The organism is Paenibacillus senegalimassiliensis (assembly GCF_001486585.1).
GTDB classification, from domain to species: Bacteria; Bacillota; Bacilli; order Paenibacillales; family Paenibacillaceae; genus Fontibacillus; species Fontibacillus senegalimassiliensis.
This window is the reverse complement of record NZ_LN909046.1, coordinates 343,447-355,835: the sequence shown is the minus strand read 5'-3', so window position 1 is coordinate 355,835 and position 12,389 is coordinate 343,447. Positions and strand designations below refer to the sequence as shown.

Below are 12,389 nucleotides of genomic sequence, written 5' to 3'. Positions count from 1 at the left end.
CAAGTCGATGTTATTGCATTCTGGACAGGAATTTACTCAAATCCTTCGATAAAATATCCAGAATCCGAATGACTCTGGCATATTCCATACGCGTTGGTCCCAAAATACCAATCGTTCCAACCGCCTCGCCTTCAATTCGGTAAGTTGCCGTTATCAGGCTGCAGTTGGCAAAGGCCTCATGGTCATTTTCAGTCCCAATACGCACCTGGACGCCTGATCCGGCAGATGCGGAGGATATCATCTTGGTTAATGTCGGCGTTTCCTCAAGCAGGTCAAGGATACTCTTGACCTTGTCAACATCACGGAACTCTGGCTGTGTGAGCATGTTCGTTGCTCCACTCAAGAACAACCGTTGCCCCTCTAGTCCCGCACCCAGCACTTCGTCCAGCATCTTCATCAAATCTTCGAAATGCTCGATATGCCGCTGCATTTCCTGCCCAATCTCGCTATACAAAGCCGCCTTCAGCCTGTAAATAGGCACGCCGGCAAGCTTGCGATTCAGCAGGTTCACCACCCGCTCCATTTCAGAAACGGAAACCCCGGCCGGCAGTGAGACTGTCTTGTTCTCCACCTGCCCCGTGTTGGTCACTACAATAGCTACCGCCGTATCTTCATTTAACGGAAGTAGTTGGAAGTGGCGCAGAGACGTCTGGAAAACCTCCGGTCCCAGCAAGATGGAGGTATAGTTGGTCATATGGGATAGAATCGTTCCGGCATGCTGAATCACCTGTTCCGCCGCGTTCAGCTTCTCGGCAAAAAAGGCTTTAAGCGTGACAAGCTCTTCCTTGGCCAAGAGATTAAACGGAGTCAGATGATCTACATAATAACGGTATCCCTTATGTGAAGGAATCCGACCGGCCGACGTATGCGGCTGCTCCAGAAAGCCAAGTTCCTCCAGATCGGACATTTCATTACGGATGGTTGCCGGGCTATACCCAACATCGCCCCGTTTGGAAATGCTTCGGGACCCCACCGGCTCCGCCGAACGGATATAGTCATCCACAATGGCTGTCAATATCATTCTTTGGCGTTCCGTTAACATGGCAATCCCTCCTGAATTTGTTTGATTAATGACTGATATCTTCACTTCGTTAGCACTCGTTAACGTTGAGTGCTAATCGCTAATACAAAAATACCAAACCGACCTGACGATTGTCAAGTCAGTCCAGTATCTTAAGTACGGCTATTTCATCGCAGCAAAGTTGCTTCGCACAATTCACGCAATCCGTCCACACTTTTTCCGGGAAAATCTCCTTGCTCACTACATCAAATCCGTTCTTTACGAAGAAAGAAACCTCATAGGTCAAGGCCATGAGCTTGGGAATTCCTTGCTTGCGCGCTTCCTTCTCCAATTGCTCTACCAGCCGCGAGCCAAGTCCCTTCCCCTTATGACCTTCAGCAATGCCCAGCGAGCGAATTTCCACCAATTCATCACCAAGCTTGCACAGCGATCCGCAGCCGACAACCTCGCCATCTACCTCAGCAACCACGAAGTCCTTAATCTGGCGCTCCAGCACCGCCCGGGAACGTGGCAGCATAATGCCGCGCTTGGCATAATCCTCAATCATGATATATAGAGGCTCAACGTCCATTAAATTCGCTTGTCTGCATACAATCACCGCCGGCATGGCCACTTCCCCCTTGCACTTTCAAATAATATGAATAAATATACATGATACAGTATAAAACTTCAAGAGGGTTAACAGCCGTTGTCACAAAAAAATAGCCCGCGCCTTCCCCATTGGGAAAACACGGGCTCCATATTCATAATCCACTCCCTGAATCACTTCGTGATCAAAGATGACTTTTTAAAAAACCTCTATTATGGTACGAGTACGCCTATAAATTCGGCGAACACCTCATTACCGAACAGCAGACCTTGATGGCTCAGCTTATAACCTCCGTTATCTTCATGGGCTTCAAGCAAGCTGGTCTTTAACATCCTGGTTAGCGGTCCTGCAAATACATCGTCAAGTTCTTCGCCAAATTGCTTGGAAAAGTCAGCCTTGCGAACGCCATCCAGCATGCGAAGTCCTACCATTACAAAGTCCTCCATCGCTTCCTCGCGGGATACTTCGAACTGCTCCAGTCGGGGTAATCCCTGCTTCGCGGCCTCTACGTAAGGATTAACGCCCTTAATGTTAATATGGCGTTGTCTGCCAAGGTAGCCATGCGCTCCGGCCCCCAGCCCGTAATAGTCCTCATTACGCCAATATGTGATGTTATGGCGGCTCTCATAGCCAGGCTTGGCGAAATTACTGATTTCATATTGCTTGCGCCCTGCGCTCTGCATTCTCTCCATCAGCAGCAGATACATGTTCAGTTCATCCTCTTCGCTTGGCAACGGGAGCTGATTCTTATGATACATAGTATGGAACAATGTATTCTCCTCCACCTTCAAGCTATAGATCGAGTAATGAGGTAACCCCAATTCAAGCGCTCGCGTAATGCTGTAATCGAGCATTTCCACGGTCTGATTAGGCAGCCCGAACATCAAATCGATGGACAGATTATCAAGCCCAACAGCATGGGCATTCTCCAGGCTTCGGTAGACATCGTCCGTATTATGAATTCTGCCGATTCTGCTCAGCAGCTCATTTTGAAATGCCTGCACACCAAAGCTAACCCGGTTAACTCCCCCATCCTTCATCACGCGCAGCTTCTCACGATCAGTGGTACCCGGATTGGCCTCCATCGTAAATTCAATGTCATCCGCCCAGCGAGGATAGTGGCGTTTGATGGAAGCGAGGAAGAATTCCATTTCCTCCGGCTTCAGCACCGTTGGCGTTCCGCCTCCCACGAAGATCGTACGAATCTCGGCAGGCGGGGTTTGTTTAACTGTGAGTTCCATTTCCCGGTCCAGGGCCTTCAGATAATCCATCACCGGTTGATCCTTCAATACGTAGGAGTTGAAATCGCAATAGAAGCATTTATTGGTGCAAAACGGAATATGAATATAGACAGCCTCCGGTGCATGCGTCGGCACTCCCTGCGCTGCTCCTTGTTGGTTATAATGGTTCACTTTGGTCATGCCCCCTCTATACTAATAGTAGATAAAACACCGGACTCTCTTCACCAAGCTTGGAAAAAAGGAAAGCCTTGCGGCTTCCCTCTGTTAATCTTCGTCAATTTTCAGTACAGCCATGAAGGCTTCCTGCGGCACTTCCACGTTACCGACCTGCTTCATCCGCTTCTTGCCTTCCTTCTGCTTCTCCAGCAGCTTGCGCTTCCGTGAAATATCGCCGCCGTAACATTTGGCAAGCACGTTCTTGCGCATAGCCTTTACGGTTTCGCGGGCGATGACCTTCTGTCCAATTGAGGCCTGAATAGGCACCTCGAACATTTGACGCGGTATAAGCTCCCGTAGCTTCTGGCAAATAATCCGTCCGCGATGATATGCCCGTTCGCGGTGTACGATGAAGGACAAGGCATCAACCTGTTCTCCGTTTAGCAGAATATCCATTTTCACCAGGCTAGACTGGCGGTATCCCGATATCTCGTAATCAAACGAAGCATAACCCTTCGTGCTCGATTTCAGTTGGTCGAAGAAATCATAAACGATCTCTGACAGCGGCACTTGATAAATTATCGTGACCCGCGTCGTGTCGAGATACTCCATATTTACGAACTCGCCGCGTTTGTTCTGGCAAAGCTCCATAACCGTACCCACATAATCGTTAGGAACAATAATCGAGGCTTTAACAAAAGGCTCCTCAACATATTCAATCTTGCCGACCTCTGGATAGTTGGACGGATTGTCGATGGTGATCATTTCTCCATTAGTCAACATAACGTGATAGATAACACTTGGCGCCGTCGTAATCAATGGAATGTTGAATTCACGCTCGATTCGCTCTTGAATGACGTCCATATGCAGCAGGCCCAAGAACCCGCAGCGGAAGCCAAAGCCAAGCGCACTTGAAGTTTCCGGCTCGAAGCTGAGCGAAGCGTCATTTAATTGCAGCTTCTCCAGTGCTTCCCGCAAGTCGTTATAATCCGATGTCTCAATCGGATAGAGACCGCAATACACCATTGGATTAATTTTGCGGTAACCTGGCAACGGTTCTGGTGTCGGATTCTTCGCATCCGTTACTGTATCCCCGACACGGGTATCGCCGACCGTCTTGATTCCGGCTACGATAAAGCCGACATCACCAACGTTCAGCTCGTCCACCGCCGTCATGCGCGGCATAAAGGCCCCAACCTCGATCACCTCAAAGGTTTTGTTCGTCGCCATCATGTGGATTTTGGAACCGGCCTTGATCTGTCCATCAATGACGCGGACATAAACGATAACCCCTTTATAAGGGTCATAGTGGGAGTCAAAGATCAAAGCCTTCAAAGGGCTTTCCGGGTCTCCCGTTGGAGCGGGAACCTTGTGAACAACCTGCTCCAGAATCTCCTTAATGCCGATCCCTGCCTTGGCCGAAGCATGTACGGCTTCGCTGGCGTCCAGGCCAATGACATCTTCGATCTCTTCCTTTACCCGATCAGGATCAGCGCTTGGCAAATCAATTTTGTTGATGACTGGCAAAATCTCCAGGTTATTGTCCAGTGCCAGATATACGTTGGCCAAAGTTTGTGCTTCAATACCTTGAGCCGCATCCACGACCAGTAAGGCCCCTTCACAAGCAGCCAAACTGCGGGACACCTCATACGTAAAGTCTACGTGCCCCGGAGTATCGATAAGATTAAGCAGATATTCCTCACCATCGTCAGCACGATAGGTCAGACGCACCGCCTGCAACTTGATCGTAATTCCCCGTTCGCGCTCCAGGTCCATCTTATCCAGTACTTGCTCCTGCATCTCCCGGGACGTAAGTGCACCGGTAAATTCCAGAATACGGTCGGCCAAGGTCGATTTACCATGGTCTATATGTGCAATAATACTGAAATTCCGAATTTTCTCTTGTCTTGCCTTAATATCCTTCATCCTTACCCCCACCAAAATCCTCGAAGTAATACAATCAATTTATTATATCAGTTGCAAGGGCAAGCAGCAATCACAGCAGCAATTTAGCGCAAAGATCGCAGTAGATGATGGAAAGGAATTTTGTTATCATACATTATATAAAATAAAATAACAAAACAAACAAAGGAGGCTTGCCGTTAGTGGACAAACTAATGTGGAGCGAACAACTGCAGCAGGAATTGCAAGCAAATATTTTAAACTTCTGGGCTGAACGTACCGTGGATCACAACAATGGCGGGTTTATCGGCTTTATAGATTCCTCAGGGACGATAGATGACCAAGCGGATAAGGGGCTGGTGCTCCACGCCCGAATTCTCTGGACATTTTCTGCTGCGAGTCGCCATTTTTCTTCCATTCCCTATTCCGTTTTGGCCGAGCGGGCTTACGTATACCTTCGTGACTATTTTCAGGATCAAGAGCATGGCGGGTTCTACTGGATGCTGAATGCCCAGGGTCAGCCTGTTCAGGATAAGAAGCAAGTTTACGGTCAAGCCTTTGTCATTTATGCTCTCGCAGAATTTTACCGGGCTACTTCACGGCAGGAGGCGCTGGATCTGGCTATGGAGCTTTACCGCTTGTTGGAGAAATACAGCTACGATCCAGATCATCAGGGCTATGTCGAAGCTTTGGCCCGAGAGTGGGGACCCACCGCCGATTTGAGTTTGAGCGACAAGGACTTAAATGAGAAGAAATCCATGAACACCCATCTGCATGTGCTAGAGGCCTACACGGGGTTATACCGGGTATGCCCCTCTTCTGATTTACAACGCAGTTTGACCGAGCTTATTAACGTTACGCTGGATCATATCGTGGATTCGCAAACAGGGCATTTCCATCTCTTTTTTGATGAAGTCTGGCAAGTGAAGGGGCATCATATCTCCTATGGACATGATATTGAAGGAAGCTGGCTGCTGGTTGAAGCAGCGGAAGTGTTAGGTGATTGGGCGCTGCTCCAGCGGGTTAAACAGACCGCCATACGGATGGCAGGAGCTGTATACACCAGGGGAGTTGACCAAGATGGGGGCCTCTGGAATGAAGCTGGACCGAGTGGGCTTACCGATGCCAACAAGGACTGGTGGCCCCAGGCTGAAGCGATGGTTGGCTTCTATAATGCCTATCAGCTAACAGGGGATGAGAAATACCTTCAGGCGGCGGAGAACTCCTGGGGCTTCATCCAGAACCATTTGATCGACCGGGAAAATGGGGAATGGTTCCTTGCTATAGGTGAGGACAAACTTCCTGTACCGAACCTGCCCAAGGTCAGCCCCTGGAAGTGTCCTTACCATAACAGCCGTGCCTGTCTGGAAATGCTGGAGCGCTTGACTTATTGAGTTCCGACAAACGGTCCGGCTGTAGTATTGCGATACACCGCTTCTACGGAAATCATAATCTTCTCTTGCGGGGCCGAGGGCTGATTCAGCCGCTCCAGCAGCTTCTTCACCGCCCGCTGCCCCAGTTCCTCCTTCGGCACATTTACGGTCGTGACCGGAGGAATATGCTGAGCGGTATCAGCAATATTATCAAACCCACTTACCGCCACCTCATCTGGCACAGCTATCCCTAGCTCATCCAGGACCGAACAGGCAATTAAAGCGACAGCATCATTTGCGCATACCAAAGCCGTTGGCATGCTTCCTGCCTGCTTGCGATCCCGCACCCAGTCACTCAGCTTCTCACGATATGCTCCATTCTCGATTCCTTCCAGCTTAAGCATGGGATCATCCCCCGCCTCAGGGAGCAAACCGTTCTCTTCCAGAGCGCTGCGGAAGCCAAGCCAGCGATCCCGGAAGCTTCGCGAGAAGGAGGAATTGCCGAGAAAATGCAGGTGTCGGTGTCCAAGACCAATCAAGTGATTGGTCAGCCTTGCCATGCCATCCAGGTTGTTGGCGAAGATCGTATCGCAAGGAATAAGCGGGTCCTCATGGTCAACCAACACCATCGTCAGGCCAAGGCGGTGAACCTCAAGCAGAAAGGGCGTAGCAATTTGTCCGACGCCAATCATCCCCAAGATGCCTGCGGGGTTCAGGATATTGATAAAATGATCACTGCGGGGATCAGACACAATAATCATTCCGAGTTCCTGAGCCTCCAACTCTCCGGAAATCCCCTCCAGCAACCTTCCCCAATACAGGGAATCCTTATTTTGAAAACGAATATTCGGCATCAGCACCAACACGGACTGTTTGCCTGTCTGAGCTAGCTGAATCGAAGCGGTAGGTGCCGGTAACGTATTTTTGACATACCCGTTCTTCTGATTGAAATATCCGAGCCTTGAAGCGGCTTGAATAACTCGCTCCCTGGTCGTCTCATTTACGCCCCCCTTGCCGGATAACGCTCTAGAAACGACGAACTTGGACACACCCAGATGATCGGCAATTTGCTGCATCGTAATTTTCTTCAAAATTCATAACCTCCGGGTTGACCCGTAACACTAACGGTTTTAATAACAAGCTAACAACATTATAACATAGGCCAGCCCTGTTATTCGTTCGGATCAAACCATGAAGCCACCCAATGGATGCTTTGTTGTGATACGCGCTGTAGCAAATGAGCCGCTTTATCGGCAAAACGGTCCACAGCCGGTGCAGAAGGGGGCGGCAGCAGTAAATCTGCGGGCGTTTGCATCACCAGGTCTCCACCCTGTGGTTCCTGCGCAGTTCCGGTCCCATAGTCCTGCTCGGAAGGAGTCAATACCTGCGGCTGGCCAGAGCTAAGAGGAGCGTTGCTCTGTACCATAACGTCTCCTTGCCCATTGGTCCAAACGTAGGCGGGATTCAGGCCTTGTGCTGTCTGCTCAGGAGAAGCTGTCCTGTTTGTAGCAAAGGAGGGCCCGTAGATCGAGGCTGTGCCATTCTCCGCAAGCTGCATGCCAAGCGTCACTCCTCCGACCAGTAGGAAGCCATATAATAAAGTGTTGCGTAGCATTTTCGCCATAACAGCCCGTCTCCTTTACTCAGGATTTTTTGTTGGATGCTTCATGGGTCGCCTCTGCGCCTCCACTGCGCGTCAACGTGCCCGCCTTCTCGGCATCCTGGTTCTCCCAATACAGATCAGCAATGATGCTGGCCAGCACCTTGGCTGTACGCTCCAACTCATCCTGGCTGTTATCAATGCCACCAACTTCAATCAGAATGCTGTTGGGAGACAACGATTGGTTATATTCTCCGTTTCCTTGGGAAGAGGTCTTCCCCCAAATACCCCGAGAAATACCGGGATAGCCCCGCTCCAGACGATCATGAATCGAGCTTGCAAACTTCTCGTTCTCTCTCCAGTTCTCGTTACCATGACCGATGATAAAGTATACCTGCGCATAATTAACTCCGTCGATGGAGGTTGTTGTTTTATCATGGCGTTGTGAATCCCGGTGAATATCGATGAAATAGGCGAGTTCGCCGTTCTCGGCCATGGCTCTTTTGACGGTCTCTCGTGAATATTTATATGAGTAGTTATAGCTATAATTGCTAACCTTGGCCGCATAATTCTCGAAGGAGTGCAGGGCAGCAACCCCTTTACGCTCCAATTCCTTCGTCAAAGCCTCTCCTACCAGCCCTACATTCTTCATATTTGCAGCCGAACTAGGGTTATCTATATCCGTTCCAAGCACAGGGTTAAAGGATTCCTGAGGATGAGAATGGTAGACCATGACGATGTTCTTGTTCCCAGGCTGCACGGAAGGCTCCCCGTTATCTTCGCCCACACCGTTACCCGGCGTAGTAGATGGAGGGACCTCCCCGGCTTCCTCGCCTGGTTCTGTCCCAGGGTCTCCTCCTTCTTCCGGATCGGAATGGTCCGGAGCGCTTCCGTCTGCCCCTGTACCAGGGCGGTAGTCTTCTGGTGCACGAGCTGTATGATTCCCTGAGCCCGTCCGCAGCAAGATTGGATTATCAGCTCCAAGTCCCGGAACCTCCCTGGCTACCAGACTCTTGGGATCAGCGGGATTAACGTCAGTTAAGAGCTGAAATACAAAATTCGTCATTTGCTTCCCTGAGATGGTGGGCGTCTGCTTCTCACTCGCGACATGGGGGACTTCCATGCCAACCATATCCATAAAGAAACCGCTGGACAGCGAAGCTGCCAGGCCTTTCATGGAAGACACCGGCGATGTATTCAGGCTTTTCTCGGCAATTCCCAAGACGCCCAGCATGATAAAGAAGATCATCGACATGACCGCCAAGAGCAAGAAGGTCCGTCCTAGCGCCAACGCATGCAGCAAATTTCGTCTCATCTTTCCCACGTTCCAAGCTTTGAATTTCATAGGTAAAACCTCCTCCAGCCGCTTTCAAACTGTATATTCCAAATCTATGAACCTAGTTTGGCGGCTAGAACCCCGAATCTCATAAAAAAAAGAAATCCGCTAGATTTGCGGATTTCCATATATTTGGGGTGGTGCGATGCCGAATCCACTTCCTGAGCTGCTTCGTGATCAAAAGCTAACTGTTTGAACTACCTCATAATAATCATGTTCAAAAAGTCAGCTTTTCAGCACCGAGAAGATTGGATGAAGCTAGAGACTGAGAAGCGGAACGTACGTAGTGGGTACGTGAGCATCGGAAGGCTCGGCTGAATTCAAGATTCGATGCCGAATTCACTTCCTGAGCCGCTTCGTGATCAAAAGCTGACTTTTTGAACTACCTCTAAAATTAGTGGGTGTAGGAGGCTACATTATCGGGAGTTACCGCCTCATGCAGCGCAATATTAAGGCCACTGGCAATCACGTTGGCTACATCTTCGATGAATTCATCGATTTCCTTCGGCGTGACGATAAGGTCATGTCCAAGTGGCTCCAGAACCTCCTTGACCAGCCCCAGGCGCTCTCCTTCACCCAAATCATTAAGCATCCCCATGATCTGTTTGGTGGGGGCCTCGCCGTCACCGCTCTCCTGGTTAAAATGATTCTTCATTAAATCAAACACATTATTGACGATAGTAGACGCGTAACAGACGGTGGGGACTCCGATTGCGATACATGGCACGCCCATAATTTCCTTGGTAAGTCCTCGCCGCTTGTTGCCGATGCCCGACCCCGGATGTATACCGATATCAGCGATCTGAATTGTCGTGTTCACACGTTCCAGAGAGCGGGAGGCCAATGCATCGATGGCAATGATCAGATCCGGCTTGGTCCGGTCGACAATGCCCTGCACCACCTCGCTGGATTCGATCCCCGTAATGCCTAGCACTCCCGGCGCTATCGCACTCACGTCGCGATAGCCTGGAGCTACCTGGTCTGGCGTCAGTTCAAAGTAATGCCGGGTCACTACGACATTCTCCACGACCAAGGGTCCCAGCGCATCCGGCGTGACGTTCCAGTTGCCCAGTCCCACGATTAAAGCTTTGGCCCCGGGAGCAACACCGATCTTGGGCAGGAATGCCGTAAATTCTTGGGCAAACGCAGCGGATACCTTCTCCTGAAGCTCCGTGTCCTTGGTCCGCAGGCCGGGCACCTCCAGCGTGATGTAATGCCCCTGAATTCGCCCGATTTGCCTGGAAGCAGCCTCACTGGTTACGTCCAGACGAGTAATTTTGATGCCTCCGTCCAGTTCCTCAATCTGTTCATGAACACCTGGCACGGGTCCACCATGGGCCGTCTCCGCCATTTCCTTCGACTCGACAGCAAGATCAGTGCGTACGGAATATTTGCGCAAATCCAAATTCATGCCATAAGACCTCCATTTGCTCTTGTTGCCTTTATTGTGCGGGAGAGGGAATCCGTTTATACATATAGCCTTTTTGGCAGGCTTCTGGCTTGCCAGAAAACGAGAGATTAAGTATGATGATCTTATTGCTTTTTACTACCTTGCGTGATAAACTATTTTAAGTTGTGAATCATCTGGGTTGATATATGCTTTACAGGAGGTGAATGCAATGCCAAACATTAAATCCGCAATCAAACGTGTGAAAACAAACGACAAGCGTCGCGCTCTGAACGCTTCGCAAAAGTCCGCCCTGCGTACAGTAGTGAAAGCTGCTGATTCCGCACTGGCTAACAACGAAGTAGAAGCAGCTAAAACTGCCTTCGCTGCTGCAGCCAAAAGATTGGACAAAGCCGTAACTAAAGGTTTGATCCATAAAAATGCAGCTGCCCGCAAGAAATCCCGCTTGGCTAAAAAATTGAACGCCCTTACGTCCCAAGCGTAAGAGACGTTATTATATCAAGTTTAAGCTCAAAAAGACCTGGACGATGTTCGTTCAGGTCTTTTTGGTTCATCCGTTAATTTTGAGATTATCGCATAGGCCTGGGGGGTTATTAGGCCCCCAACTTCAACAAGAACAGTTCCAAGCCTAGTACCTTGTCAACCTTTCCGCTCTTCATGCGGTAATCCAGCTCGGCCAGGTCGAACATAATTGTGCGCAACTGTTCGGGTTCGAATTTTCGCGCCTGCTCTCCCGCCAGCTTGACTACATAAGGATGTAGACTCAGCCTGGAAGCAATCTGCTGCTGTGAATAGCTTTGTCGTCCCAGGTCTTTGACCTGCAGCATGATTCTGAATTGACGAGCAATTAACGCAGCGATCTTGATCGGCTCCTCGCGTTGCTTAAGCAGCTCATAGAAGATACCCAAGGCCTGCTCCAATCTCAAGGCCGCAATATGTTCAACCATAACAAATACATTTTGCTCCGTACTCCGGGCTACTAATTGCTCTACGGCAACGGTATCGATCATTCCTCCCGCTCCAGCATACAAGCATAGCTTGTCCGTTTCAGCGGCCAACACAGCCATCTGCACACCACTGACGGCAATCAGTGCCTCTGCGGCATCGGCGGCGATTCGGCAGCCTCGTTTCTCCACCTCTTGCACCACCCACTGGACAAGCTCACGTCCTCCCATCGGCATAAAGGACAAAGCCGTACCCGAGGCCTTCATGGCCTTGACTACCTTCTTCCGCTCATCCAGCTTTTCATGATGCACAACAAATACAATTACGCTATGTTCAGCCGGGTTACTTATGTAAGATAATAAAGCCTCCACCTTATGCTCGATCTTTCCTCCGTCCTTCCCTGCGGTGAACACGGACGAATCACGCACAATAATTAATTTGCGCTCCACCAGAAACGGCATCGTCTCCGCTTCCTCCACCACCATCTCAACCGGTGTTTCTGCCAAGTCGAAGGAGGCTAAAGCAAAATCCTTCTGTTCCCGATCTACCAGCTTCTCCTGCAATAACCCAACGAACTCCTGAATTTGATATTTCTCTGTGCCGTAGCACAAATATAACGGGGAGATACGCCCCTGCTTAATGTCTTTTACCGCTTGCTTTGCGTCCATTCGGCTTCTCCCTTCCGTCTCTTACCTCTTACCATCATACTTCGAGTTCCCCTTGTTCTTCAAGGTCTCTTCCGATTACGCAACAAAGGGACCTCTGCCTCATGGCGAAAGATCCCTTTGTCCCGGAGCATCTATATAAACGCGCGCCGA

11 protein-coding genes are annotated in these 12,389 nt (G+C 50.0%); 2 read left to right on the top strand and 9 right to left on the bottom strand.

What is annotated here, in order from left to right; all coding sequences use genetic code 11:
• Positions 1–10: 10 nt before the first annotated feature.
• The 4 genes from hrcA to lepA all read right to left on the bottom strand — a co-directional run bounded on the left by hrcA (position 11) and on the right by lepA (position 4,933).
• Complete coding sequence (gene hrcA / locus BN3279_RS15625; protein ID WP_059052109.1) at positions 11–1,042, bottom strand: heat-inducible transcriptional repressor HrcA; 1,032 nt, start codon at positions 1,040–1,042, stop codon at positions 11–13.
• Between the two features lie 118 nt (positions 1,043–1,160).
• The gene (locus tag BN3279_RS15620; protein WP_059052108.1) at positions 1,161–1,628 is read right to left on the bottom strand and encodes an N-acetyltransferase; all 468 of its coding nucleotides are present in this window, start codon (positions 1,626–1,628) and stop codon (positions 1,161–1,163) included.
• 194 nt (positions 1,629–1,822) lie between these two features.
• Positions 1,823–3,031 (bottom strand): radical SAM family heme chaperone HemW, encoded by a 1,209-nt coding sequence (hemW, locus tag BN3279_RS15615; protein WP_059052107.1) that lies wholly within the window; start codon positions 3,029–3,031, stop codon positions 1,823–1,825.
• 84 nt (positions 3,032–3,115) lie between these two features.
• Entirely contained in the window at positions 3,116–4,933 is a 1,818-nt protein-coding gene (gene lepA, locus BN3279_RS15610) for a translation elongation factor 4 (protein ID WP_059052106.1), read from the bottom strand.
• Positions 4,934–5,124: 191 nt separating this feature from the next.
• On the opposite strand from lepA, the gene BN3279_RS15605 reads away from it, so the two are divergent.
• Positions 5,125–6,303: an AGE family epimerase/isomerase gene (locus BN3279_RS15605; protein ID WP_089153500.1), complete on the top strand. Its 1,179-nt coding sequence runs from the start codon at positions 5,125–5,127 to the stop codon at positions 6,301–6,303.
• Here BN3279_RS15605 and BN3279_RS15600 read toward each other — a convergent pair.
• From BN3279_RS15600 to gpr, 4 genes are all read right to left on the bottom strand, one after another.
• The gene (locus BN3279_RS15600) at positions 6,297–7,373 is read right to left on the bottom strand and encodes a LacI family DNA-binding transcriptional regulator (protein ID WP_187377805.1); all 1,077 of its coding nucleotides are present in this window, start codon (positions 7,371–7,373) and stop codon (positions 6,297–6,299) included. The genes BN3279_RS15605 and BN3279_RS15600 overlap by 7 nt on opposite strands.
• Positions 7,374–7,453: 80 nt before the next feature.
• On the bottom strand, positions 7,454–7,906 hold the full coding sequence (locus tag BN3279_RS15595; protein ID WP_059052103.1) for a hypothetical protein: 453 nt from the start codon (positions 7,904–7,906) through the stop codon (positions 7,454–7,456).
• 19 nt (positions 7,907–7,925) lie between these two features.
• Positions 7,926–9,227: a stage II sporulation protein P gene (locus tag BN3279_RS15590; RefSeq protein WP_059052102.1), complete on the bottom strand. Its 1,302-nt coding sequence runs from the start codon at positions 9,225–9,227 to the stop codon at positions 7,926–7,928.
• A 385-nt stretch (positions 9,228–9,612) separates the two neighbouring features.
• Complete coding sequence (gpr, locus tag BN3279_RS15585) at positions 9,613–10,629, bottom strand: GPR endopeptidase (protein ID WP_059052101.1); 1,017 nt, start codon at positions 10,627–10,629, stop codon at positions 9,613–9,615.
• Positions 10,630–10,837: 208 nt separating this feature from the next.
• Here gpr and rpsT point away from each other — a divergent pair, with 208 nt between their 5' ends.
• Positions 10,838–11,110 carry a 30S ribosomal protein S20 gene (gene rpsT / locus BN3279_RS15580; RefSeq protein ID WP_059052100.1) on the top strand — a complete coding sequence of 91 codons (273 nt, stop codon included), beginning with the start codon at positions 10,838–10,840 and terminating at the stop codon, positions 11,108–11,110.
• A 109-nt stretch (positions 11,111–11,219) separates the two neighbouring features.
• Here rpsT and holA read toward each other — a convergent pair whose 3' ends face one another.
• Positions 11,220–12,239 carry a DNA polymerase III subunit delta gene (gene holA / locus BN3279_RS15575; RefSeq protein WP_059052099.1) on the bottom strand — a complete coding sequence of 340 codons (1,020 nt, stop codon included), beginning with the start codon at positions 12,237–12,239 and terminating at the stop codon, positions 11,220–11,222.
• Between the last annotated feature and the right edge of the window lie 150 nt (positions 12,240–12,389).